The organism is Labrys sp. 22185 (genome assembly GCF_052045555.1).
GTDB lineage: Bacteria > Pseudomonadota > Alphaproteobacteria > Rhizobiales > Labraceae > Labrys > Labrys neptuniae.
In genome coordinates this window covers 164,655-188,646 of record NZ_JBQEPH010000005.1, presented here as the reverse complement: position 1 = coordinate 188,646, position 23,992 = coordinate 164,655, and the positions used below count along the sequence as shown (strand labels likewise).

General features: G+C 64.6%; 20 protein-coding genes. 5 read left to right on the top strand and 15 right to left on the bottom strand.

What is annotated here, in order from left to right:
* Nucleotides 1-172: 172 nt before the first annotated feature.
* Nucleotides 173-1,408 carry a cytochrome P450 gene (locus ACTJKX_RS12710; RefSeq protein ID WP_440725478.1) on the bottom strand — a complete coding sequence of 412 codons (1,236 nt, stop codon included), beginning with the start codon at nt 1,406-1,408 and terminating at the stop codon, nt 173-175.
* A gap of 95 nt (nt 1,409-1,503) precedes the next feature.
* Between ACTJKX_RS12710 and ACTJKX_RS12705 the strand changes: the two genes are divergently transcribed.
* From ACTJKX_RS12705 to ACTJKX_RS12695, 3 genes are all read left to right on the top strand, one after another.
* A complete protein-coding gene (locus ACTJKX_RS12705) occupies nt 1,504-2,673 on the top strand; it encodes an aminotransferase (RefSeq protein WP_311941640.1) in 1,170 nt (389 codons plus the stop codon).
* 47 nt (nt 2,674-2,720) lie between these two features.
* Entirely contained in the window at nt 2,721-3,644 is a 924-nt protein-coding gene (locus ACTJKX_RS12700) for a 50S ribosomal protein L11 methyltransferase (RefSeq protein ID WP_440725477.1), read from the top strand.
* A 184-nt stretch (nt 3,645-3,828) separates the two neighbouring features.
* A complete protein-coding gene (locus ACTJKX_RS12695; RefSeq protein ID WP_440725476.1) occupies nt 3,829-5,640 on the top strand; it encodes an aminopeptidase P family protein in 1,812 nt (603 codons plus the stop codon).
* A gap of 288 nt (nt 5,641-5,928) precedes the next feature.
* Here the strand turns inward: ACTJKX_RS12695 and ACTJKX_RS12690 are convergent, their stop codons facing one another.
* The 12 genes from ACTJKX_RS12690 to murB form a co-directional block, all read right to left on the bottom strand.
* Nucleotides 5,929-6,231 carry an AzlD family protein gene (locus tag ACTJKX_RS12690; protein ID WP_440725475.1) on the bottom strand — a complete coding sequence of 101 codons (303 nt, stop codon included), beginning with the start codon at nt 6,229-6,231 and terminating at the stop codon, nt 5,929-5,931.
* A complete protein-coding gene (locus ACTJKX_RS12685; protein ID WP_440725474.1) occupies nt 6,221-6,940 on the bottom strand; it encodes an AzlC family ABC transporter permease in 720 nt (239 codons plus the stop codon). The genes ACTJKX_RS12690 and ACTJKX_RS12685 overlap by 11 nt, the downstream gene beginning before the upstream one ends.
* Before the next feature lie 98 nt (nt 6,941-7,038).
* Nucleotides 7,039-7,896: a helix-turn-helix transcriptional regulator gene (locus tag ACTJKX_RS12680; protein WP_394308048.1), complete on the bottom strand. Its 858-nt coding sequence runs from the start codon at nt 7,894-7,896 to the stop codon at nt 7,039-7,041.
* 69 nt (nt 7,897-7,965) lie between these two features.
* Nucleotides 7,966-8,445: a DUF3828 domain-containing protein gene (locus tag ACTJKX_RS12675; RefSeq protein ID WP_440725473.1), complete on the bottom strand. Its 480-nt coding sequence runs from the start codon at nt 8,443-8,445 to the stop codon at nt 7,966-7,968.
* On the bottom strand, nt 8,438-10,573 hold the full coding sequence (ligA, locus tag ACTJKX_RS12670) for an NAD-dependent DNA ligase LigA (protein WP_440725472.1): 2,136 nt from the start codon (nt 10,571-10,573) through the stop codon (nt 8,438-8,440). The genes ACTJKX_RS12675 and ligA overlap by 8 nt, the downstream gene beginning before the upstream one ends.
* A 99-nt stretch (nt 10,574-10,672) precedes the next feature.
* On the bottom strand, nt 10,673-12,352 hold the full coding sequence (recN, locus tag ACTJKX_RS12665) for a DNA repair protein RecN (RefSeq protein WP_440725471.1): 1,680 nt from the start codon (nt 12,350-12,352) through the stop codon (nt 10,673-10,675).
* 116 nt (nt 12,353-12,468) lie between these two features.
* Nucleotides 12,469-13,335 (bottom strand): outer membrane protein assembly factor BamD, encoded by an 867-nt coding sequence (locus ACTJKX_RS12660; RefSeq protein ID WP_311941667.1) that lies wholly within the window; start codon nt 13,333-13,335, stop codon nt 12,469-12,471.
* Nucleotides 13,336-13,597: 262 nt separating this feature from the next.
* Complete coding sequence (gene lpxC / locus ACTJKX_RS12655) at nt 13,598-14,557, bottom strand: UDP-3-O-acyl-N-acetylglucosamine deacetylase (protein WP_311941670.1); 960 nt, start codon at nt 14,555-14,557, stop codon at nt 13,598-13,600.
* 326 nt (nt 14,558-14,883) lie between these two features.
* Nucleotides 14,884-16,548, bottom strand: coding sequence for a cell division protein FtsZ (ftsZ, locus tag ACTJKX_RS12650; RefSeq protein ID WP_440725470.1), 1,665 nt, complete (start codon nt 16,546-16,548; stop codon nt 14,884-14,886).
* Between the two features lie 239 nt (nt 16,549-16,787).
* Nucleotides 16,788-18,113 carry a cell division protein FtsA gene (gene ftsA / locus ACTJKX_RS12645; protein ID WP_068282115.1) on the bottom strand — a complete coding sequence of 442 codons (1,326 nt, stop codon included), beginning with the start codon at nt 18,111-18,113 and terminating at the stop codon, nt 16,788-16,790.
* Nucleotides 18,110-19,006 (bottom strand): cell division protein FtsQ/DivIB, encoded by an 897-nt coding sequence (locus ACTJKX_RS12640; protein WP_367623227.1) that lies wholly within the window; start codon nt 19,004-19,006, stop codon nt 18,110-18,112. Before ACTJKX_RS12640 ends, ftsA begins: the two co-directional genes overlap by 4 nt.
* A 361-nt stretch (nt 19,007-19,367) precedes the next feature.
* On the bottom strand, nt 19,368-20,285 hold the full coding sequence (gene murB, locus ACTJKX_RS12635; protein WP_440725469.1) for a UDP-N-acetylmuramate dehydrogenase: 918 nt from the start codon (nt 20,283-20,285) through the stop codon (nt 19,368-19,370).
* A gap of 308 nt (nt 20,286-20,593) precedes the next feature.
* On the opposite strand from murB, the gene ACTJKX_RS12630 reads away from it, so the two are divergent.
* Entirely contained in the window at nt 20,594-21,115 is a 522-nt protein-coding gene (locus tag ACTJKX_RS12630) for a nucleotidyltransferase family protein (RefSeq protein WP_440725468.1), read from the top strand.
* Nucleotides 21,112-21,663, top strand: a complete 552-nt coding sequence (locus ACTJKX_RS12625) for a DUF4269 domain-containing protein (protein WP_440725467.1) — start codon at nt 21,112-21,114, stop codon at nt 21,661-21,663. The genes ACTJKX_RS12630 and ACTJKX_RS12625 overlap by 4 nt, the downstream gene beginning before the upstream one ends.
* Nucleotides 21,664-21,696: 33 nt before the next feature.
* Here ACTJKX_RS12625 and ACTJKX_RS12620 read toward each other — a convergent pair whose 3' ends face one another.
* Together ACTJKX_RS12620 and murC are read right to left on the bottom strand one after the other, a co-directional pair.
* Entirely contained in the window at nt 21,697-22,377 is a 681-nt protein-coding gene (locus ACTJKX_RS12620; protein ID WP_440725466.1) for a DNA alkylation repair protein, read from the bottom strand.
* 190 nt (nt 22,378-22,567) lie between these two features.
* Nucleotides 22,568-23,971, bottom strand: coding sequence for a UDP-N-acetylmuramate--L-alanine ligase (gene murC / locus ACTJKX_RS12615; RefSeq protein ID WP_311941693.1), 1,404 nt, complete (start codon nt 23,969-23,971; stop codon nt 22,568-22,570).
* Nucleotides 23,972-23,992 lie beyond the last annotated feature (21 nt).

The window sequence follows — 23,992 nt, the reverse complement described above, 5'->3', positions numbered from 1 at the left end:
ACTTTCAATATCCATACCATGGGCGGATTTGAAAGAAAACTACAGCAAATACAAAGCAGGGGCGCCCCTCATGCAGGGCTCGTCCCCGGGATCGCAGGCGTCCTCGCCTGCTCTTGGACCCAGCGCGTGGCCGGAAAGGAAGGTGCAGGCGAGGACGCCTGCGATCCCGGGGTTACCAACTCAAATCCAGGGCCTTCAATCCATGGAAATGGTAGGTATCGGCATAGACGGGCGTTCCCTCCAGCCGCAGGCCGGGCAGCCGTTCGAACAGGATCGGCACCGCCACTTCCAGCTCCAGCCGCGCCAGAGGCGCGCCCACGCAGAAATGAATGCCGCCGCCGAAGCTGACATGAGGCGGGCGCTGCCGCGTCGTCAGGAAACGCCCGGGTTCCTCGAAGCGATCCGGATCATGGTTGGCGGCGCCAAGCAGCAGGCCGATCTGGTCCCCCTTGCGGAAGGTCGCCGGCCCCAGCGTGACGTCCTCCAGCGCATAGCGCTTGAACATGTGGAGCGGCGGATCGAAACGCAGCATCTCCTCCACCAGCCCCTCGCCGCCGGCGAGCACCGCCTCGCGATCGAGGCCCGCCTGCAGCACGGACTTCACACCATTGCCGATGGCGTGCACCGTCGCCTCATGCCCGGCATTGAGCAGGAGGATGCAGGTGGAGATCAGTTCGTCCTCGCTCAGCCGGTCACCCTCGGCTTCGACGGCGATGAGATGGCTGATGAGATCGTCACGTGGCTCGGCCCGCCGCCGCTCTACATAGCCGCGTAGGAAGGCGGAGAAATCCTCAGCAGCTGCAACGGCTTGATCCTCCATGCTGCGCGTGCGGTTGAACTGATACATCGCCACCATGCGATGCGACCAGTCGAGCAGTTGCGGAGCCATCTCGACCGGCACGCCCAGGAGTTCGGCGATCAGGATCACCGGGATCGGCGTGGCGAAGGCTTCGATCAGGTCGACCCTGCCCTGCCCCTCGAAACCATCGATCAATTGGTCGGCAAGCGCCGCGATCCGCGGCCTCAGACGCTCGACCTGGCGAGTGACGAAGGCGCGGTTGACCAAAGTGCGCAGCCTTGTATGAACCGGCGGCTCGCGCTCCAGCATGGAATGGGCGTCGACCGCATCGAAGGGCGCCAGGTGGGCCTGCGGCTCCGGCCAGCCGAGTTCGGCACGGCTGGCCACATGCAGCACCTCACGCCCGAAGCGCCTGTCGCGAAAGAGGTCGAACACCGCCTGGTGCGAGACCGCGCACCAGCAGCCATACTCCTCCCAGAAGAACAGCGGGCAGGCGTCGCGGATGGCCTGATAGGCGGGATAGGGATGCTGCACGAAGGCCGCATCGGTGGGGCTGAGCGATACGACCGCACGGGCGGCATCGATCCTGAGGCTTGATGGCAAAGACATGAATGAAGGGGTAGGAGATTCCTGCGACAATGTCATCGCCGCAGCTACCGGAAATCCCCTTGTCAGAGCAAGACGCCGCAGGCATTTAGGGGCGCATGAGCAGCCAGCCCGCGATCAATCCCAATCTCCTCGACACCGCCACCCCGCCGATCCCGGAGGCGCAGGCCTGGGCACGCGCCTATAACGGTGCGGCCGGCCCGCTGATCGACCTCTCGCAAGCGGTTCCAGGCTACCCGCCGCATGCGGAGCTGCTGGAACGGCTCGGCCGCAATGCCAGCGCGGCGTCGAGCGCCAGCTATGGTCCGATCGAGGGCGACACGGTGTTGCGCCAGGCCTATGCCGCGCATGTCTCCAGCCTCTATGGCGGCAAGGTCGACTGGCAGACCGTTTCGATCACCACCGGCTGCAACCAGGCGTTCTTCGTCGCGGCCCTGGCGGTGGCCAAGGCGGGAGACTCCATCCTGCTGCCGAGCCCGTGGTACTTCAACCACAAGATGACGCTCGACATGCTCGGCATCGAGGCAAGGGCCTTGTCCTGCCCGCCCGAGAACGGCTTCGTGCCGGATGTCGAGAGCGCTGCCGAACTGATCGATCCCACCACGCGGGCTATCCTGCTGGTCACGCCCAACAATCCGACCGGCGCCGTCTATCCGCCTGAAACCATCGAAGCCTTTGCCCGCCTGTGCCGGGATCGCGGCCTCTTCCTCATCCTGGACGAGACCTATCGCGACTTCGTCACCGGCCGGCCGCACGGACTCATCGCTTCCGGTGATTTCGACAACACCTTGATCTACCTCTATTCCTTCTCGAAGAGCTACTGCATTCCCGGCCATCGGCTTGGCGCACTCGTCGCCGCCCCCGCCGTGGCGGCCGAGGTCGGCAAGGTCCTCGACACGCTGCAGATCTGCGCGCCGCGCACCGCCCAGGCCCCCGTCGCCTGGGCCATCGACGGACTGACCGAATGGCGCGAGGCCAACCGCCTGGAGATCGACAGGCGGGCAGCCAGCTTCCGCGCGGCCTTCGAGGGCATCAATGGCTGGCGGATCGATGCGATGGGTGCCTATTTCGCCTTCCTGCACCATCCCTTCCATGGCCATACCGCGGCGAGCGTGGTCAAGGAACTGGTGGAGAAGGCCGGCGTGCTCTGCCTGCCCGGTCCCTATTTCGGCCCCGGCCTTGAAGGGCATATGCGGGTTGCCTTCGCCAATGCCGGCGTGGAGCAGTTGCAGGCCCTGCGCGAACGCTTCCAGCGTTTCGGCGGATAAGCGCGATTTCCATTGCCCTTCGGCGGCTGGCGCGATAGCCAAGCGACATGCTCGAAGGTCTTCATCCCAACAATCCCACCCATGTCGCGCGCATCGTCACCGACGAGATGCGCGCGCGTCGCATCGCCGACCTGCTCGGCGAGAGTTTCGACCCCACGGAAACGGCGATCGCCGCCTTCGAGAAGGAAGACGGCACGGCCAAGCCGCCCTGGCTGGTCGAGGTCTATTTCCGGACCGAACCGGACGAAGCCTCCGTACGGGACCTGATCGCGTTGGCGGCCGGCCCCGACATCGAGGTGGTCTTCGACAGTTTCGGCGACAAGGATTGGGTGGCGGCCTCGCTGGAGGGCCTCGCACCGGTGCGGGCGGGCCGCTTCACCGTCCATGGCAGCCATGATCGCCAGCACGTGCCGGCAAACACCATCGGTATCGAGATCGAGGCGGCGCTCGCCTTCGGTACCGGCCATCACGGCACCACGCGCGGCTGCCTCCTCGCTCTGGACGATCTCCTCAAGCGCAAGCGCCCCAATCGGCCGCTCGATATCGGCACCGGCACCGGCGTGCTGGCCATCGCGGCCGCACGCGCCCTGCGCCTTCGGGTCCTCGCCTCCGATATCGATCCGATCGCCATCGCCACCGCGCGCAACAATATCCGCTTCAACAAGGCCGGCGCCTATGTCGAGAGCTTCGTGGCGCGCGGCACCACTGCCCGGGCCATGCAGACCAACAAGCCGTTCGACCTGGTCTTTGCCAACATCCTGATGGGTCCGCTGGTGCGTCTGGCGGCACCGATGAGCCGGCTGCTGGCGCCCGGGGCCACGGTGATCCTGTCCGGCCTGCTCCACTCCCACGCCAATGCGGCCCTGGCGGCCTATCGCGCCCAGGGCCTGCATCTCATCCGCCAGATCAAGATCGACGAATGGACGACGCTGGTGCTGTCCTATGGCGGTGGCAAGCCCAAGAAACTTTGAGCGAACAAGACTATTCGCTTCTCCCCTTGCGGGAGAAGGTGGCGGCAGCCGGATGAGGGGTGTTGGCGCCAAGTCTGCAAAGACGCGTTTCTCCCCTCATCCCCCTGCCGGGACCTCTAGTCAACTCAAGAGAGTTGACGACACCCGCAAGGGGAGAAGGCATTCATACTTCAAGGGTGATCAAATGGCTTTTCAGTCCTTCGACGAAATTTCCCAGCCCAGCCTCGGCCCGTCTCGTGCGACGGCCTTGCGCGGCAAGCTCGCCGAACTGGGGATCGACGGTTTCGTGGTCCCCCGCTCCGACGAACACCAGAATGAATATTGCCCGCCCTCGGAGGAGCGCCTTTCCTGGCTCACCGGTTTTGCCGGCTCCGCCGGCATCGCCGTCGTCCTGAAGGACGAGGCTTCGATTTTCGTCGACGGCCGCTATACCGTGCAGGTGCGCGAGCAGGTGGACACCTCCACATACACGCCGCGCCACCTCATCGAAGAGCCGCCTGAGAAATGGCTAGGCAGCGTGCTCAAGCCCGGCATGAAGCTCGGCTACGACCCGCGCCTTCAATCGATGAACGAGGTCGAGCGCCTTCGTGCCGCCTGCGAGAAGGCCGGCGCAAGTTTTGTTGCCGTCAAGGAAAATCCGGTTGACGCCATCTGGACGGACAGGCCGGCACCGCCGCTGGCCCAGATCGTCCTGCACGATGTGGCCCTGGCCGGCGAGAGTGTCGCCTCCAAGATCGAGCGCCTGCAGGCCAAGCTGCGCGAGCAGAAGCTCGACGCCGTCTTCACCAACGACGCCCATGCCTCCGCCTGGCTGTTCAACATCCGCGGCGGCGACGTCTCCCACACGCCCCTGCCGCTTTCCTACGCCCTGGTGCCGGCAGAGGGACAGCCGACCCTGTTCGCCGACGGCCGCAAATTCTCCAATGCCGTCAGGGACGAACTCTCCCAGCACATGGCGATCGCCGAGCCGCGCCAGATCGAGGCCGTGCTGGCCGGCAGCGTGAAAGGCAAGGCCGTCAGGCTCGACCCCGCCATGGTGGTCGAACACTTCGCCACGCTGGTCGAGCAGGCCGGCGGCAAGGTGCAGAAGGGCGGCGATCCCGTGGCGCTGCTGCGCGCCGTCAAGAACGAAGCCGAGCGCGCCGGCGCCAGGGCCGCCCATATCCGCGATGGCGTCGCCTTCGTGAACTTCCTCGCCTGGTTCGAACGCACCGTGCCCGGGGCTAAGGAAACCGAGATCTCGGTGGCCGAGGCCCTGGAGCGCTCCCGCGAAGGTACGGGCGTCCTGAAGGATCTCTCCTTCCCCTCGATCTCCTCGGCCGGGCCGAACGCCGCCCTGCCGCATTACCGCGTCAGCCACGCCAGCAACCGGGCCGTGACGCCGGGCTTCTTCCTGATCGATTCCGGCGCGCAATATGTCGACGGCACCACCGACATCACCCGCACCATCGCGGTGGGCGAGGTCTCGCCCGAGATGAAGGACCGCTACACCCGCGTGCTGAAAGGCCACATCGCCATCTCCCTGGCGCGCTTCCCCAAGGGGGCCTCGGGCGCCCAGCTCGACAGCTTCGCCCGCGCTGCGCTCTGGGAGATCGGCACCGATTTCGACCACGGCACCGGCCATGGCGTCGGCTCCTATCTCTCCGTGCATGAAGGGCCGCAGCGCATCTCCAAGCTCGGCACCACGCCGCTCGAACCCGGCATGATCCTGTCCAACGAGCCGGGCTATTACCGCGTCGGCGCCTTCGGCATCCGCATCGAGAACCTCGTCCTAGTCGAAGAGATCGCCATCGAGGGTGCCGAACGCACGATGTACGGCTTCGAGACGCTCACTCTGGCGCCCATCGATGTGAGGCCGATCGAACTGTCCCTGCTCACGCAGCGGGAAATCGACTGGCTCAACGCCTATCACGCCCAGGTGCGCGAGACGCTCGGCCCCTTGCTCGACGAGCCGGAACGCCAGTGGCTGGATGAGGTGACGCAGGCGATCGGGTGAAAATTGAAAGCAAATCTTCGGGATCCCCTTTAAGGAATCGGGTCTGAAGTTCAGATGGGGCAGTGCAACCCCTCATCCGCCCCTTCGAGGCACCCAGTCCACTCCAATTGGAGTGGACGACACTCGCAAAGGGAGAAGGCGAGTGGCGATCGTTGCGCCTGCCGAAGTGCCTGCCTTCTCCCCTTGCGGGAGAAGGTGCCGGCAGGTGGATGAGGGGTGGCGATGCCTCATCCAGCCTTTCCCCTGTTTGTTCGAAACACCTTAAAAGCGGTCGTCTCGCCCCCTCCCTCACCCCATCGCCATTCTCAACAGCACCACGCTCACCACGCCGACGGCGATGGTGACGAGCAGGGGCATACGGATGGCGGAGACGGCGGTGATGCCGGCGGCGATGGTTTCGGCCGGCCCTGTGGCCACTGCCACCGGCGCGATCACAGACACCAGCACTGCCGCCGGGATGGCGTCGAAGGCAGCCTTGGTGCGGCCCGCCAGAGCGAGGCGGCCGGCCAGGAAGATGCCGGCGATGCGGGTGACGTAGGTCACCAAGGCCATGGTGAGGATGGCTGCCACCGTATGGGGATCAAACGACATCGATGGCCTCCTTGGCGTCGAGCTTACTGCGGCCGGGATGGCCCATCAGGAAGGCAGCCAGAATGCCCGCCAGGGCCCCGGCTGGCACATGCCAGGGCGCGCCGACCTTCAGATAGACCAGCGCCGCCACCACGGCGCTGGTGAGGATGGTCGCTGCCGAGCTGCGCCCTTCCCAAAAGCCGGCGATCAGCCCGATGAACAGGGCCGTGAAGGCGAAATCGGCGCCATAGCGGGCGGGATCGCCCAGAAGCTGGCCGACGAGCCCGCCCGCCGTGCTCCACAGCGCCCAATTGAGATAGAAGAACACCGACATGGCGAAATAATAGGTCGGCGTCAGCTCGGCCCGCGCAGCCCGGCGCTCGGACATCGCCCAGTTCTCGTCGGCCATCATGAAGAAGCCGAGAAAACGCTGGGCGGGCGAGAACAGCGCCGTCTTAGGCGTTAGCGAGGCCCCCATCAGGATATGGCGGCAATTGATCAGCAGCGTGCCGAAGGCCAAAGTGAGGATGGAAACCGGCTGCACCCATTGTTCGAGCGCCGCAAATTGCGCGCTGCCGGCAAACACAGTGAAGGACATCAGCGCAATCTCGGCCGGCGACAGACCCTTGGAGACGGCGATGGCGCCGAACAGGAAGCCGATCGGGATCGCCGCCAGAGCTGGCGGCGCGATATCGATCAGCGCGGAACGGATTTCGGAACGGGCGGACAAAGGACAACTCCTGATGGAGCGCCCTGATTAGGCACAACGCAATCGCCGGTCTTGGACAAAAGTTGCATCGAGAGTGTCAGCCTCCGGCCGACACTCCATCATCCGCGAAAAGCCCCCGGCGTCACGCCCATGCGCGCCTTGAAAACCCGGTTGAGGTGGCTCTGGTCGTAGAAACCGCAGGCTGCTGCCACTTCCGCCGGCCCTTCGCCCGCCGCCAGCAGGCGCCGGGCCGCCCGGTAGCGCCGGTCGGTGAGATAGGCATGGGGCGTGGTGCCCATCGCCTTGCGGAAGGAACGCACCAGGTGGCTGCGATTGAGCCCCGCCACGGCAGCAAGCTCGTCGAGGCCGACATCGTGCTCGAAATGCTGGTCGAGATAGGCCCGCGCCTTGGCGAGCGGCCCGCTCTCGTCGCCGAGTCTGATCGGCTCGCCATGGCCGCCCCAGCGCCCGAGCAAGGTCGAAAAGAAGCGGCTGAGCCTGGCATCGCGTTCGAGCAGGGTCACCGCGGGGTCGCTGAGTGCAATCTGCAGCGTCACCAGATCGGCGGCCAGGGCAGGATCCTCGATCACCGAACGGTCGAACCAGGGCGTGCCGGCGGCAGGACGCCCGAAGGTATCCTCGGCAACGGAGCGCATCAGATCAATGGTGGGGTAGAGCACGCGATAGACGAATCCCTCGCCTGCCGGCTCGCCATCATGGAGTTCGTCCGGACAGACCATCGCGAAACTTCCCGGCGAGGCGTAGTGTCGGCTACCTCGATGCGAGAAGGCCTCGCAACCGTCGAGCACTGCGGCGACGGCATAGGTCTCGTGGGTATGGGGCACATAGCGGTGCCGGCGAAAGATCGCGCTCAGGCACTCCAACCCGTCATAGCGCTGCTCGCGCCAGAACCGGACGGCATCGCCTCGTTCGGCGGCATCCTCGAGGGTGGTGAAAGCGCTGGATTCAGACGGCATGCGTCTAAGATAGTGCCATTGCCGGCAAATTGCTTGGATGAAAGTTGCATCCGCTGCGATGCGCGGCCTCTATTTCAGCGACAGCATCTGGCGCAGGGACCAAGCCTCCTCGGCATTGCCCTTCTTCGAGATGTTGGAAACACGCCATTGGCCGTTTTCCTTCACCAGGTCATAGACAAGTTCGTCGCGCTTGGGATCACCGCGATTGAAGCTCACGCCAACCTGGGCCTGTTCTCCCTGCACGGAGGCGGGATCGATCTTCAGATCCTTGATCAACGGATCCTGTGAATCGCTCACCGGGTCGAAGTCGAGCGCTCCCACCTCGCCGGACTTGGCGGATTCGTCGATATCCTTCTTCACCGCCGCGGCCAGGTCCTTGCTGAGATATCTGTCACGCAGCTTGGCATTGCCGATGATGTCGATGCCTTTGGTCTCGGGCGTCTTTCCCGAATAGATCTGCTTCACCGTCGCCTCGGGCGTGGCCTCGGCCGCCAATGCCGATACTGCCAGCCCCGACGCCAGCGCGAGGCCGAGGTAAAGTCTACGCATCCTGATCATTCGTGTTCCCCGCTCCATTCACGAGCTCGAACCATTCATCCTCATTGATGACCTTCACGCCGTGCTTTTGCGCATCCGCCAGTTTCGAGCCGGCGCCGGGGCCGGCAACCACCAGATCGGTCTTCTTGGAGACGGAGCCCGAGACCTTCGCTCCCAGCCGGTCGGCCATGGCCTTGGCCTCGTCGCGGCTCATGCGCTCCAGCGCCCCGGTAAACACCACCGTCTTGCCAGCGACGGGGCTTTCCGAACGCGGCTTTTCCGCATCAATGATACGGATTTCCGCCGTCAGCCGCTCGAGGATGGCAAGGTTGTGCTCTTCCGCGAAATAGGCGCCAATGGCCTCGACCACGGTTTCGCCGATCTGGTCGATCGCATCCATCTCGGCGGCCGCCTCCTCGTCCTTGGCGGCAATGCGCAGCGCCGCCTGCTCGAAGGCCTGCCAGGAGCCATAGGCGCGAGCGAGTTGGCGGGCCGTGGTCTCGCCGACATGACGAATGCCGAGGGCATAGAGAAAGCGTTCCAGCGCGATCTCTCGGCGGGCATCGATGGCGGCGAACAGGTTCTTCGTGGAGGTTGCGCCAAAACCCTCGCGATCCTTCAATTTCTTGAAGTTCTGGCCGTCGCGGGCTGCCAGGGTGAAGATGTCACCGGGCTCGCGGATCGGCAGGTCCTCGTTCTCGAAGAAGAAGGCGATCTGCTTCTCGCCCAGCCCCTCGATGTCGAAGGCGCGGCGGGAGACGAAATGCCTGAGATGCTCGATCTTCTGGAAGGGACAGGCGAATTCGCCCGAGCAGCGCCGCACCGCTCCCTCCCCGCCCGTCACCGTCTCCTCGCGCATGACCGGCGTCTTCAGGGAACAGGGACAGGTTTCGGGAAAGATATAGGGAACGGCATCCGCCGGCCGCTTCTCCAGCACCGCCCCGAGGATCTGCGGGATCACGTCCCCCGCGCGCTGCACGATCACGGTATCGCCGATGCGCACATCCTTGCGGGCGATCTCGTCCTCATTGTGCAACGTGGCGTTGGAGACGACGACGCCGCCCACGGTCACCGGCTGCAGCTTGGCAACCGGCGTCAGGGCTCCGGTGCGCCCTACCTGGATCTCGATGCCCTGCAGCAGCGTGGTCGCCTTCTCGGCCGGGAACTTGTGCGCCGTCGCCCAGCGCGGCGAGCGCGAGACGAAGCCGAGCCGCTGCTGCAGATCGAGGCGGTCGACCTTGTAGACCACGCCGTCGATGTCGTAGCCCAGCGTGGCGCGCTGCGCCTCGATCTGGCGGTAATGGGCGAGCAGGTCGGCAGCGTCGTGGCAGCGCACCATCAGGGGATTGACCGCAAAACCCCACTCGGCGAAAGCCCGCACCACCTCGAACTGCGTGGTGGCCGGCAGCGCGCTGGCCTCGCCCCAGGCATAGGCAAAGAAGCGCAGGGGGCGGCTCGCCGTGATGGAGGCGTCGAGCTGGCGCAGCGAGCCAGCGGCCGCATTGCGCGGATTGGCGAACAGGGGCTTGCCGAGAGCCGCCTGCCTTTCATTCATGGCATTGAAATCGGCGTGGCTCATATAGACCTCGCCGCGCACCTCGAAAATCTCGGGGACATTGCCCTTCAGCACATTGGGAATGTCGCCGATGGTGCGGACATTGGCGGTGACGTCCTCGCCCTCGGCGCCATCGCCGCGAGTCGCTGCTACAACCAGTCTGCCCTTCTCGTAACGCAGCGAGCAGGACAGGCCGTCGATCTTGGGCTCGGCCGTGATCGCTAGGTCATCGCTTTCGGCGAGGCCGAGGAAGCGGCGGATGCGGGCCACGAACTCCTCGACATCCTCATCGGAAAAGCTGTTAGACAAGGACAGCATCGGCACGCGGTGGCGCACCTTGGCGAATTTCTCGGACGGCGCCGCACCGACCCTGTCCGAGAGGCTCTCAGCCGATTTGAGCTCAGGAAAGCGCTCCTCGATCGCCGTGTAGCGACGTCGCAGGACATCATAGTCCGCATCGCTGATGTCAGGCGCATCTTCCTGGTAATAGGCCTTGTCGGCGTCGATCAACCGCGCGGCCAATTCCTCATAGTCGGCTCGGGCCTCCTCGAGCGAGAGGTCGGAAACGGGCTTGGGAGTGTTCATGACAGGCCAACCGATGCATTGCTTTGCTGTGGCTTAACACAACCATTCCAATCGGGGCAGCGTGGAAATGGTGTGCTTGTCTTCAGATCGGCATAGTCGCTACTTCAGCCTGTCGGCGCCACTCGCCAACAACCGATCGGCCGCCGCCCTCGCCTCGTCGGTGACATGCGCGCCGGCAAGCATGCGAGCGATTTCCTCGCGCCGCTTTTCAGTGTCGAGGGGAGACACGCGAGTGGCGACCCTGTCCTTGCCTTCCGCCTGCTTGGCAATGAGGAAATGGGTAGCGGCCCGGGCGGCCACCTGCGGGGCATGGGTGACGTTGATGACCTGCACCTTGCCCGCCAGCCGTGCCAGGCGCTGGCCGATGGCATCGGCGACGGCGCCGCCTACGCCGGAATCGATCTCGTCGAACACCAGGGTCGGCGCCGAACCGCGATCGGCCAACGCGACCTTGAGGGCCAGCATGAAACGCGAAAGCTCGCCGCCGGACGCCACCTTCATCATCGGCCCCGGCCGGGTGCCAGGATTGGTCTGCACCCAGAACTCGACCCTGTCGAACCCGTCGGGCGAGGCCAGTGTCTTGTCGCTTTCGACCGAAGTGGTGAACTTCGCCCTCTCGAGCTTGAGCGGCGGCAACTCGCCGTTGACGGCAGCATCGAGCTGGCCGGCGGTGGCTTTGCGTTTGTCGGAGAGCACCGCAGCCGAGGCCTCATAGGCGAGACGAGCGGCACGGTCTGCCTGCTCCAGGGCCTGGAGCTGCCCTTCCCCCTCGTCCAGGGCGGCCAGGTCGGCCGTATAACGCTCGGCCAGGGCCGGCAGGTCTTCCACGGAGACATCATATTTGCGGCTTGCCGCGCGCAGGGCGAACAGGCGCTCTTCAAGGCGCTCCAGTTCGGCCGGATCGAAATCGGCCTCGTCCAGTGCCGTCTGCAACGCGATGCGGGCCTCTTCCAGGGCGTTGAGCGCCTGGTCCAGCGAGGCGATGGCCGGTTCGACCAGGCGTGGCGCCTGGGCGCCTCGCCGCTCGAGGCGCCGGATGATGGCCGCCAGCGACGGCGTGGGAGAGCCGTTGCCGCCGACCCCCTCATAGGCCTCCTTGAGATCGACGGCGATCTTCTCGGCCTGCATCATATGGGTGCGTCGCTCGGCCAGGGCTTCTTCCTCTCCGAGCTGGACATCGAGCTTGCCGAGTTCATCGACGGAATGGCGCAGCCAGTCGCCCTCCGCTCTGGCTTTTTCCAGCCGGGCCCGGTGCTGTGCCAGCGACTGCGTGGCCTTGCGCCAAGCCGCATGCTTGCCGGACACTTCCGCCGCCAGATCTTCCAGCCCCCCGAAGGCATCGAGGAGCGCGCGGTGGGAAGCAGGATCGGTCAGGGCCCGGTCGTCATGCTGGCCGTGGATCTCGACCAGGGCCGCCCCCGTGGCGCGCAGCACCTGCACGCTGACGGGCTGGTCGTTGATGAAGGCACGCGTGCGGCCGTCCGCCATCTGTACACGGCGCAGGATCAGGTCGCCGTCGTCGGAAATGTCGTTGGCCTTCAGCACGGCTCGGGCAGCATGATCGGCCGAAACGTCGAAGACGGCACTGACCTGCCCCTGGCCCGTACCATGACGTACCAGGGAGCCGTCCCCACGTCCGCCCAACGCAAGGGCAAAGGCGTCGAGCAGGATCGACTTGCCGGCGCCGGTCTCGCCGGTCAGCACGGACAGGCCCGCGACGAATTCGAGGTCGAGCCGATCGATCAGAACGATATCGCGAATGGCGAGTTGAACGAGCATGACAGATCTATACCGGGCTTACGCCTGCGCCGCATGACAAAACATGAGGCTGCTCACAAGCAAAGGGCCGATCTTGCGACCGGCCCTTTGCAAATTCGACAGTCGCTACCAGCGCCTTAGAGCGTGATCGCGTTGCGGAACGTCCGGCTCAGCCAGGAATCGGTATCCTCGCGCGGCTCCAGGCCGTGCGATTTCACCAGCGTATACGCATCCTTGTACCACTGGCTGTTGGGGTAGTTGTGGCCCAGGATGGCAGCGGCGGTCTGCGCCTCGCTAGAAAGGCCGAGCGCCATGTAGCATTCCGTCAGGCGGCTCAGCGCCTCTTCGATCTGCCGGGTCTGGGCATAGTCCTTCACCACGGTCTTGTAGCGGTTGACCGCAGCGGAATAGTTCTGCTGCTTCTGGTAGAAGCGGCCGATCTCCATTTCCTTGCCGGCGAGCTGGTCGCGCACGACCTGGATCTTGAACTTGGAGTCGCTGACATATTCCGACTTGGGATAGTCGGTGACGACCTTCTGGAAACCGGCAAGCGCCTGGCTGGCCCGGTCCTGGTCGCGCGTGATGTCGGGGATCTGCTTATACTGGGAGTTGGCCCAGATATAAGTCATGTAGGCCGCGTCCTTGTCGTTCGGCCACAGGGTCACGTAACGGCGCGACGAGGTAATGGCATCGTCGTAATTGCCGGACGTGTAATTCGAATAAGCCATCATCAGAATGGCTTTCTTCTGCCATTCCGTCTGCGGATATTGCTTGTCGAGCGATTCGAAACGCTTGGAGGCCTTGGAATAGTCGCCGCCCTTCATGGCGACGAGGCCCTGGTTGTAGAGAAGATCCGGCGGGTCGGTCGCCTGGGTCTTGTAGCCCGGATCGTCATCCCAAAAACCGCAGGCGGCCAGCGGCGTCGCCATCAGCGCAATGGCGACGGCACGAACCGCGAGCCGCGTCGCGACGGTGCGGGAAGACGAGAGGGAACGCAGCGGCATCACTCAGACCTCTACTTCGACTAGTACCAGCATTGTCGCGCGTTTCCGGCGGATGAACCCATCCATCAGCTTCGCACCACAACGTTAAGACTTCGTGGTTCGACATTCACGGCCAGCACCAGCCCGTCCAGACGGATAGGCCATTATACCGGCGGCAATGCAGGGGCCCTTGTAGCCGATTGTCCGGCCAAGCGCCACCGCCTCTGCAAAATTGTACAATGCTTTGCGGCGGCGCTGTCAAGCGAGGCAAAAGCCTTCGCACTCAATTGGTATCGGGCGCGAAGGCCGCTGCGGCCAGGCCGCTGGAAAGCTCGGCATGGCCGCTCTCGCGACGTACCGGTGCATCGACCATGGTCCAGGCGCTGTCATCGGCGAACAGGGCCTGAAGCATCATGTAGTTGACGCGATGTCCGCCGCAATAGGAACGGAACTGGCCGATCAGCGGAGCACCGGCAAGAGCCAGGTCGCCCACCGCATCGAGCATCTTGTGACGCACGAATTCATCGGCATAGCGAAGACCTTCCGGATTGAGGATGCGATCCTCGCTCAGGGCCACCGAGTTCTCCAGGGAGGAGCCGAGCGCAAGGCCCCTCTCCCACAGCTGTTCGACATCCTTGACGAAGCCGAAGGTACGGGCCCGTGACAGTTCGCGACGGAAATTGTCGGGTGTCAGGTCGAGCGCGCGGCGCTGGCGGCCGATCAGCGGCGTCTCGAAATCGATCTCGACGTCGAGGCGGAAGCCTGCATTGCCGGACTTGTCCCAGGGCGTCAGCTCAGCCCAGGCGCGGCCCATTTCGACGCGAACCGGCTTGAGCACCTTGATCTGCCGGCGGCGTGCCCGCAGCGTGGCGATGCCAACCTGATCGATCGCCTCGATGAAGGGCGCGGACGAACCGTCCATCACCGGGATTTCGGCGCTGTCGACTTCAACCGTGACATTGTCGATGCCCAGGCCGCGCAGCGCCGCCATCAGATGCTCGATGGTGGCGACCGAAGCCCGCGTGGCATCACCGACGACCGTGCACAGGCGCGTATCGACGACGTTGTGATAATGGGCGAGGATCTCCCGCTCGCGTCCGTTCTCCAGATGCGTGCGCAGGAAAACGATGCCGCTGTCGGCCTCGCTGGGATGCAGTGTGATGGAGACAGGCTTGCCAGAATGGACCCCGATCCCTTCGAGGGATACACGGTCATTCAAAGTCGTCTGGAAACCAGATTTCATGTGCGTATTCCACAAGCCGTCCGCCAGGGTGGCGGTACCCAACCGAAACTAGACCGGCCTGCTTTCTGTTTGACCACCTGGTCCTATCATTCCCTGCCACGAGGGCATGGACTCGGACCTTTCTTCGAAAATACGTAAAGCAAAAACCAAAGCTTTAGCCAAATCACGCTTTCTTACGGTCTGTAACACAAGCTCGCCAAGTTCCGGCTTGTGAGCCTAGTTTTAAAATCCTTAATCATTTCAAAAAATTACGGCCCGGGCGATGGACCCGGGCCGTCATTGATCCGCACTATGGTTACGATTTCGTCACGAAGGCGAAATCGGCCTCAATTCGAATGGCGGCGCAGGAAGGCCGGAATCTCGAGCTGATCGTCCTCGATCGAACGGGACTGCTGCGGGGCCGGACGCGGCGCCGGCGGACGACGCTGGGCTTCGGGCGGACGCTGCGGAGCCGGGCGCGGCTCGGGCTGGCGCGCCACGGGCGCCGGCTCATGTTCGACTTCATCCGTCTCGGGACGGCCGAGGCCGACGGCAGCCAGGCGTTGAAGCAGCGTCATGCGCTTCTTGTCGCCAGCCTGGGGTGCTTCCGGACCACGCTGGGCGGCAATCTGGGCCTGCGCCGGCATCGGCAGATCCTCGATGCGCGGCATGCGCGGCGGACGGACGACGGCCCGCTCCGGTGCCGGCGGCACGAAATGCTCGGGCTCGGGATGATGCTCGGGCGCACGCGGGGCTTCTTCGACCACCGGCTCGCGGAACAGGGTCGGCTTGGGCGCCAGCGGGCGCAGCGTCACGTCATTGGCGGCAGCCACCGGCTCCACGGGAGCGACTGGCACCGGCTGGGCGATTTCCTGCTGGATCGGGGCAGGCTCGATCGCCACCGGAGCCTGAGCCACCGGCGCGACATTGCGCGGCGCGGCAACGCGGGCAGCCTGAGCGGCTTGGGCAGCAGCCTGGTCACGCACGCGCTGGGTCATTTCCGCCAGGCGAATGTCGTCCTTGGAGGGCGAAGCCTGGGGCAGGATGGCCGAGTCGATGCCGGTGGCGACCACCGACACGCGCATCGTGCCTTCCAGCGACGGATCCTGGGTCGCGCCCAGAATGATGTTGGCTTCCGGATCAACCTCTTCACGAATACGGGTCGCCGCCTCGTCGAGCTCGTAGAGCATCATGTCGGGGCCGCCAGTGATCGAGATCAGCAGGCCGCGGGCACCCTTCATCGAGACGTCGTCGAGCAGCGGGTTGGCGATCGCCGCTTCGGCGGCCAGGATCGCGCGGCGCTCGCCCGAGGCTTCGCCGGTGCCCATCATCGCCTTGCCCATCTCGCGCATCACGGCGCGAACGTCGGCAAAGTCGAGGTTGATCAGGCCGGGCTTGACCATCAGGTCGGTGATCGAAGCGACACCCGAATAGAGCACCTGGTCGGCCATGGCGAAGGCGTCGGCGAAGGTGGTCTTGTCGTTGGCGACCCGGAACAGGTTCTGGTTCGGAATGACGATGAGGGTATCGACGCTCTTCTGGAGCTCGGCGATGCCGGACTCGGCCAGGCGCATGCGGCGCAGGCCTTCGAAATGGAAGGGCTTGGTGACGACACCGACGGTGAGGATACCGACCTCGCGGGCGACGCGGGCGATCACCGGGGCAGCGCCGGTACCCGTGCCGCCGCCCATGCCGGCGGTGACGAAGACCATGTGGACGCCATTGAGATGATCGCGGATCTCGTCGATCACTTCCTCGGCGGCAGCGCGACCGACCTCGGGCTGCGAACCGGCGCCGAGACCCTCGGTAACCTGGATGCCCATCTGGACGATGCGGTCGGCCTTGGAAAGGGTCAGCGCCTGCGCGTCCGTGTTGGCGACGACGAAGTCAACGCCTTCCAGTCCGGCTTCGATCATGTTGTTGACGGCGTTGCCGCCAGCCCCACCAACGCCGAACACGGTGATACGCGGCTTCAACTCCCGGATATCCGGCATTTTGAGGTTGATCGTCATGGTTCGCCTCTTTTGCAAGACGCGTCGCCGCGCCCCTTAATTGACCTTCATCAAGGCCTTACGACCCCTTCCTGCCCTTTGAATCAGAAAGTTACTGATTTGCGAAGCAGGCATTTGTGTAATCCGGCTAAATTTGACCGGAAAAATTAGTCAAAATGGCCTTGAAAAACCGGCCATTCTTCATGTCTCAACGTTACCTTTGCGATTCGAAACTCGATTTCCCTTTTGCAAATCGAAGTTTAGAAACTGTGTTTCAACCAACGCCCGACCCGACCGAAATAACCGTCTGTTCCGGTAGCCTGCGCACGCGTCCGAACCTGCGGTTCGAAATGCTCGACTCCGGCGATTTGCGGATAGACCAACAGGCCAGCTGCCGTAGCGAAAGGTGGCCCCTTGGCGGCTTCGGGCATGCCGGCGATGCCGAGCGGACGCCCGATGCGGACCTGCCGATCCAAAATCTTGCGCGCCAGTTCCACCGTGCCCGTCAACTGGCATGCGCCCCCGGTCAGTACGACACGGCGGCCCGCCTCGGCCCAGGCACCGGACCCGCGCAGGCGGTCGCGCACCATTTCGAGGATCTCCTCGATGCGAGGGCGGATGATGCGCACCAGCCGCGAACGCGGCACGTGATGGATGCCGTCGCCCTGCTCGTCCCCGACGGGCGGCACGGCGATCGTCTCGCGATCATCCGAGGGGCTGGCGATGGTGGCGCCATAGAGAACCTTCAGGCGCTCGGCTTCCGACAGCTTGGTCGACAGGCCGCGCGCCACGTCGGTCGTGACATGCGCCCCGCCCACCGGCAGGCTGTCGGCATGCACGAAGGCGCGATTGGCGAAGACGGCGACAGAGGTGGTGCCAGCGCCCATGTCGATCAGGGTCACGCCCATCTCGGTCTCGTCGTCGACGAGCGCCGACAGGCCGGCGGCGTAGGGCGTAGCGACCATCGCCTCGACATGGAGATGGCAGCGCTCGATGGCGAGCATCAAATTCTTGGCCGGCGTCGACTCCGCCGTCACCACATGCATGTCGACACCGAGCTGGCGGCCCAGCATGCCTCGGGGATCGGAGATGCCGCCGACGCCGTCGAGCATGTGGCCGATCGGCAGCGAATGCAGCACGGCGCGTCCGTCACGCACCGAATGGCTGGCGCCGGCATCGAGAACGCGATGAATGTCGAGATCGCAGACCTGATGGCCGCCGACTTCCACCGTGGCCGAATAGTGCTCGCTCGCCACCCGCCCGCAGGAAATGTTGACGATCACCGAGTCCACCCGCACGCCGGCCATGCGCTCGGCGGCATCGACCGCATGGCGGATCGCCTGTTCGGCGGCCTCCATGTCAACGACGGCGCCGGACTTCAGCCCGCGCGAACGCTGATGGCCGATACCCAGAATCTGGGCCTGGTGACTGCGACCCGGCAGAAGATCGGCCCCTTCGAGCGGACGCAGCCGCGCGATCAGGCAGACGATCTTGTTGGTGCCGACGTCGAGCACCGACATCACCGTGGTGCGACGCGGCGCCAACGGCTTGAGCTTGGGGGTCAGGCCATTCTCGAAGGGGCTCATGCCTTGCCCCCCTTTGCCTTCTTCTTGGACAGCGCGTCGGCCCGGGCAGCCGCGGCCTGCTCACTCAAACGAAAGGTAGCGCGATCGGGCATACGCATGTCGACTGCCAGAATATCCTTTTCCAAAACCTTGCCCTTCCGCTCGAGGCCGGCCAGGCTTTTCAAGGCCTGGTCCGGATTGTCCTCGGGAAGGCGAACGACCACGCCATTGTCGAGCGTGAGATTCCAGCGGCGCTGGGAAACGAGCGTTGCCCCTCTGACCCGGCCGGTCAGTTCGGGCGTGGCGGCAACCGCCGCGACGATTTCGCTGGCCCGCTTGTCGGCCCCCTCGCCCACCACCAGCGGCAGAGCGGCAAAACGGGCCTCGACATGATCCTCGATCACGACGCCGTCTTCGGCGATCACGCTGACCGAGCCGTCACGCTGCCACAGGGCGTAGGGCGCGCGCTCCTCGATGGTGACCGAGAGCGTGGAGGGAAACAGCTTACGGACCTGTGCCGATTTCACCAGCGGCAGCTTCTCGAGCCCTTCGCGCGCCGCCTCGGCATCGAGAAACAGCAGCGACGAGGTGTTGGTGACCCCGGCAGCGGCGAAGATCTTCTGATCCGTCAGCTCGCGCTGGCCGGTGACGGCGACGGTCTCGACCCGGAAACCGAACAGATTGGCGGCCATGTCGAGCGGCGCGCCATACTGAACCTTCATCTGCGGCCAGACCGGTCCGGTCTGGGCACCATAGACGATGGTTCCCACCAGAAAGGCGGCCGACAGCATGAGGCCCAGTCCCCGCGGGGGCTTTGCCAGCAGACGCTGCAGCCGCGACGAGCGCTGATCCACGAACGTCCTGGTCGTGAATCCGGCTTGGCGCAGGGAGGACAGATTGAACAAACGCAGCATATGCTCGAAGCCAACGCTCTTGAGGAACCGCCGGTTGGGACGGTCTTTTGAAGGGCGATCTCAGGAGCTGACCACCCCCCTCAAGCGGGAAATGCTTCATGCCCCATTAAGGTTAGCTTTCGGACAAATCAGTAAACAATCGGTTAGCAGCGCTTCAGCTTTGCCGCTTTAGGCCCTGGCGCGGCTCAGAAATCGACACCACTTCCGGCTCGACATGCCGCAAGGTCACTCTGCACCCGGCAAACCGGGATTGTCGGCAGGGCCCATGACCGGATCACGCCGGGAATTTCCACGGACGTTCGTGTCTCGCGAGCTGCTCCCAGGCATGCCAGAGGCTCGATCGAGAGAAACGTGGTCGGGGTCAGGCCGCCAGTCCCACGCGCTTGATTTCCCATTCGAGCTCGATGCCCGCATGGTTCCGTACGCGCTCGCGAACGGTCTCGCCCAGCGCTTCGATGTCGGCCGAGGAGGCCGTGCCAAGATTGACCAGGAAATTGGTGTGCATCGGCGAGACCTGGGCGCCGCCGACGGTCAAGCCGCGGCAACCGGCCTCGTCGACCAGCTTCCAGGCCGAATGGCCGGGCGGGTTCTTGAAGGTCGAGCCACCCGTGCGGGTATTGACCGGCTGGGACGAGGAACGCGCCTCGGTGATCTTCTGCATCTCCGCCAGGATCGCCTCGCGATCCCCCGGCCTGCCTCGGAATGTCGCCTGCGTGAACACGACGTCCGTCGGCACGGCACAGCGACGATAGCTGAAGCCCATGGCGGGTGCGTCATAGATCAAGATCGAGCCGTCGCGGCCGACCGCCCGCGCCGAGGCGAAGACATCCTTGGTCTCGCCACCATAGGCACCACCATTCATGCGCAGCGCCCCACCGATCGCGCCGGGAATGCCGCGCAGGAAGGACAGGCCCTGGATGCCCGCTTCCGCTGCCGCACGCGCCACCTTGACATCCGGGGCTCCCGCGCCCGCCGTGATGGCGAGGCCATCGACGGCGATAGCGCCGAAACCCTTGCCGAGGCGGATCACCACGCCCTCGACGCCGCCGTCACGGACCAGAAGATTGGAGCCGAGTCCTACCACCATCCAGGGTGTCTGTGCGGGCAGGCCGGCCATGAACTGCGCCAGATCCTCCTCGTCCACCGGCGTGAACAGCAGCTGCGCCGGACCGCCGGTGCGAAACCAGGAGAGCGGCGCCATCGGCGCATTGACTTCCAGCGTACCGCGCAATCCCGGCATGAGTGGGCGAAGCGAGGGAATGAGGTCGGGAAAGGTCATGGGGTCCGAAAAGATCCAATGGCGGAATATCTCAATGTTGCCCACGAATGGGCAGCATTGAGATATTCTGCAAGTGTTTAAAATCCTGCAGGGTGCTCTTGATCGCCCCATAGCGGGATCAGGGATTTGGAATACCGGCCTTATTGCCTACATTCGCTTAAAAAAGCCCAGCGATTCTGCCAAGGCGTCTTGCGATTTGCGGAAGCGCAAAGACGTGTCGAACCAACGAGTTGGAGCGAATATTGCCGGATCGGTCCACCTCCCCGGAAGAACGCCTCCGCGCCATCGTCCGCGCGGATGAGAACCTCATGGCCTTTCTCGTCGCCGCCCGCTCGCTACGTCTGCCGCAATGGCGGCTGGCGGCGGGCTGCGTCTACCAGAGCGTGTGGAACAGCCTGACCGGGAAATCCGCCGGCACCGGCATCAAGGATTATGATCTCATCTATTTCGACGCCGCCGATGTGAGCTGGGAAGCCGAGGATGCCGTGATCCGGCGTGCTGCTCCCCTCTTCGACGGGCGCTGGCCGGTCGAGATCCGCAACCAGGCCCGGGTCCATCTGTGGTTCGAGCAGCGTTTCGGCCTGCCCTATCCGCAACTCCATTCGGCCGACGAGGCCTTCGGGCACTATGCCGCTATCGTGCATGCGGTCGGCATTCGGCTGGAAGAAGACGACACGATCGACATCGCCGCCCCCTTCGGCCTCGATGACGTCTTCGGCATGGTCATCCGCCCCAATCCAGGACGGCCGGGTGACAAGGGCCTGGCCGCCAAGGCGGCACGCGCCCGGGCGATCTGGCCCGAACTGCGCCTGGTGGATCTGCAGCCATGACGGCAAGGCCGGGCTATGCGCAGGCCCTGCAGGCAACCAGGCTGCTCGAATTGTTGCAGGCCTATGATCCACATGTCGCGGGCACGCCCCCTCTCGGCGTCGACCTGCCCTCCAGCGATATCGACATCCTCTGCCACGCCCCTGATACCCTCGCCTTCACTCGGACAGTCTGGGAGGCTCTTGCTGAAGCGCCGGCCTTCTCCATCCATCAATGGACCGGAGGTGGGCGCCCGGTGGTCGCCACCTTTACGGCGCAGGGCTGGTGCTTCGAGATCTTCGCCTCCATTCAACCGGTGGCCGAACAGGCAGGCTGGCGCCATTATTTGGCAGAGCGACGCTTGCTCACGCTGGGAGGAGAGCCCTTCCGCAGCAGCGTCATGCATCATCGCCGGGCCGGCCTGAAGACCGAACCCGCCTTCGCCGCGGCCCTGCGCCTGAAAGGCGATCCCTATCAGGCCCTGATCGAGCTCGGGCAACGGGAGGACGGTCATCTCCAGGTGCTCCTCGCCGCCGCCGGCTACCCTGCTCCCATCGCGCAAAGGGAATGACCCTTCGGAACCACTAATGAGCCCCGGTCGACCTCACCCTGCGATATGCTTCAAGGCCTCGCGACGGCTGAGATTGCTGAGTTCGGGGTGCTCGTCGACGTAACGGGCAACCTCCGCGGGATCGATGCGTGCATAATGCCTGAGAGCCCAGCCGATCGCCTTGCGCAGGAAAAATTCCTTGGAGCCGATCGACGGTGCGATGCAGGCGTAAAGAAGATCGAGATCGGTCTGCCCCTTGGCGTCGAGCTGGCAGAGGATCGCGCTTCGGCGCTTCCACATATCGGCGTCGACGGCCCAGGCGAGCATCGCCTGCCGCATCGTCGCGCCATCACTGCGCAGGATCGGCAGGAGACGGTGCGCGGCGATCGCATCGACATAGTCCCACCAGGCGCCGGTGACGATCAACTCCTCATACATCGGCAGGACGTCGAAGCGCTGGAACGCCCTGGCGGCCCGCAGGCCGGTCAGCTCGATGGCGGCATAGCGCTCCTCGCGAAAACGGGCGCCACGCCAGATGGCGAGAACCTCTGCCTGCCAGTGCCCTGCGGTCTCGAAGCACAGATCTGCGAAGATGGTCTTGCAGATCTGCCTGAGCGGCACAGCGGAAACACCGAGATAGGGCATCGCCGATTTCATATAAGCTTGCATGCCCGGCGCACGCGAGGGATCGGCAGCGGCCGCCAGACGTGCGCGGATCGTCTCGGCCAGGCGCATGCCCATTCTCCCAGCACCGCATCGGCGCTGCATAAGGGAACGCCGGATCAGTGTAGAGTCAACCTCCCGGCTGACACCCCGCTTGCCGACGAGCGTTCCTTTTCAAGATGTCAGCCGGGAGGCTGACACTCCAACCCCTCTTGGTATGAAAACGCGACCGAAGTGCAAGACCCCACTTACGGTTTGCATCTCACCCGAGCGCCGCCAGTTCCCCCGGCAGTGCATAGGCCCATTGCGTGATGTTACCGGCACCGAGGCAGATCACATAGTCACCGGGCTTGGCCGCCGAAGCGACCAGGCCGGCAAGCGAGCCGGGACCATCGAGCGCGACGACATGGCGGTGGCCGCGCGCCCGGATGCCGGCGACGAGGCCTTCCTTGTCGGCTCCCGGGATCGGGGCCTCGCCGGCCGCATAGACATCGGCGACCACGACCATGTCGGCATCGTTGAAGCAGGCGGAGAATTCGTTGAACAGGCTCGCCAGGCGGCTGTAGCGATGCGGCTGCACCACCGCGATCACCTGCCCGGTGGTCGAGGCCCGCGCCGCCTTGAGCACGGCGGAGATCTCCACGGGATGGTGGCCGTAATCGTCGAACACGGTAACGCCGTTCCACTCCCCGGTGCGCGTGAAGCGCCGCTTGACGCCGCCGAAGCCTTCCAGGCCCTTGCGGATCGCTTCGGCGTCCATGCCGAGATTGTGGGCAACGGCGATCGCAGCGGTCGCGTTGAGGGCATTGTGGCCGCCCGGCATGGGCAGGCCGAGATCGGGAAGCTCGACCACCGCGCCGGTCTTGCGGTCGCGAATGACGACACGAAAGCGCGAACGGCCTCCCGAGAGGTCGAGATCGAGAAGGCGCACATCGGACTGCGGATTCTCGCCATAGGTGACGACGCGGCGGTCCTCGATGGTGCCGACCAGCTCCTGCACCACGGGATGATCGAGGCACATCACGGCAAAGCCGTAGAAGGGAATGTTCTCGACGAACGTCCGGAAGGCATCCTTGATGGCATCGAAGGTCTTGAAGTGGTCGAGATGCTCGGGATCGATATTGGTGACGATGGCGACGTCGGTGGGCAGCTTGAGGAAGGTGCCGTCACTCTCGTCGGCCTCCACCACCATCCAGTCGCTCGAACCGAGCCGCGCATTGGTGCCATAGGCGTTGATGATGCCGCCATTGATCACGGTGGGATCGAAACCGCCGGCATCGAGCAGCGTCGCCACCAGCGAAGTCGTGGTGGTCTTGCCATGCGTGCCGGCAATGGAGACGCAGGTCTTCAATCGCATCAGCTCGGCCAGCATCTCGGCGCGGCGCACCACCGGCAAGCGCATCTCACGAGCCGCGACGAGCTCCGGGTTGTCGCGCTTGATCGCGGTGGAGACCACCACCACCTCGGCATCCCCGATATTCTCGGCGGCATGGCCGATGAAGGTCTTCACGCCCTTATCCTTCAGGCGCTTGACGTTGTAATTGTCGGCAGCGTCCGAGCCCTGCACCGTGTAGCCCAGATTGACCAGCACTTCGGCAATGCCGGACATGCCGATGCCGCCGATGCCGACAAAGTGGATGGGGCCAATTTCACGGGGCAGCTTCATGAGGTCTCTCGAAAAGATAGG

Bases quoted from the DNA above. Each gene is read 5' to 3' on its own strand.
- ACTJKX_RS12710 (WP_440725478.1), bottom strand. From the start codon at position 1,408: ATGTCTTTGCCATCAAGCCTCAGGATCGATGCCGCCCGTGCGGTCGTA.
- ACTJKX_RS12705 (WP_311941640.1), top strand. From the start codon at position 1,504: ATGAGCAGCCAGCCCGCGATCAATCCCAATCTCCTCGACACCGCCACC.
- ACTJKX_RS12700 (WP_440725477.1), top strand. From the start codon at position 2,721: ATGCTCGAAGGTCTTCATCCCAACAATCCCACCCATGTCGCGCGCATC.
- ACTJKX_RS12695 (WP_440725476.1), top strand. From the start codon at position 3,829: ATGGCTTTTCAGTCCTTCGACGAAATTTCCCAGCCCAGCCTCGGCCCG.
- ACTJKX_RS12690 (WP_440725475.1), bottom strand. From the start codon at position 6,231: ATGTCGTTTGATCCCCATACGGTGGCAGCCATCCTCACCATGGCCTTG.
- ACTJKX_RS12680 (WP_394308048.1), bottom strand. From the start codon at position 7,896: ATGCCGTCTGAATCCAGCGCTTTCACCACCCTCGAGGATGCCGCCGAA.
- ACTJKX_RS12675 (WP_440725473.1), bottom strand. From the start codon at position 8,445: ATGCGTAGACTTTACCTCGGCCTCGCGCTGGCGTCGGGGCTGGCAGTA.
- ligA (WP_440725472.1), bottom strand. From the start codon at position 10,573: ATGAACACTCCCAAGCCCGTTTCCGACCTCTCGCTCGAGGAGGCCCGA.
- recN (WP_440725471.1), bottom strand. From the start codon at position 12,352: ATGCTCGTTCAACTCGCCATTCGCGATATCGTTCTGATCGATCGGCTC.
- ACTJKX_RS12660 (WP_311941667.1), bottom strand. From the start codon at position 13,335: ATGCCGCTGCGTTCCCTCTCGTCTTCCCGCACCGTCGCGACGCGGCTC.
- lpxC (WP_311941670.1), bottom strand. From the start codon at position 14,557: ATGAAATCTGGTTTCCAGACGACTTTGAATGACCGTGTATCCCTCGAA.
- ftsZ (WP_440725470.1), bottom strand. From the start codon at position 16,548: ATGACGATCAACCTCAAAATGCCGGATATCCGGGAGTTGAAGCCGCGT.
- ftsA (WP_068282115.1), bottom strand. From the start codon at position 18,113: ATGAGCCCCTTCGAGAATGGCCTGACCCCCAAGCTCAAGCCGTTGGCG.
- ACTJKX_RS12640 (WP_367623227.1), bottom strand. From the start codon at position 19,006: ATGCTGCGTTTGTTCAATCTGTCCTCCCTGCGCCAAGCCGGATTCACG.
- murB (WP_440725469.1), bottom strand. From the start codon at position 20,285: ATGACCTTTCCCGACCTCATTCCCTCGCTTCGCCCACTCATGCCGGGA.
- ACTJKX_RS12630 (WP_440725468.1), top strand. From the start codon at position 20,594: ATGGCCTTTCTCGTCGCCGCCCGCTCGCTACGTCTGCCGCAATGGCGG.
- ACTJKX_RS12625 (WP_440725467.1), top strand. From the start codon at position 21,112: ATGACGGCAAGGCCGGGCTATGCGCAGGCCCTGCAGGCAACCAGGCTG.
- ACTJKX_RS12620 (WP_440725466.1), bottom strand. From the start codon at position 22,377: ATGCGCCTGGCCGAGACGATCCGCGCACGTCTGGCGGCCGCTGCCGAT.
- murC (WP_311941693.1), bottom strand. From the start codon at position 23,971: ATGAAGCTGCCCCGTGAAATTGGCCCCATCCACTTTGTCGGCATCGGC.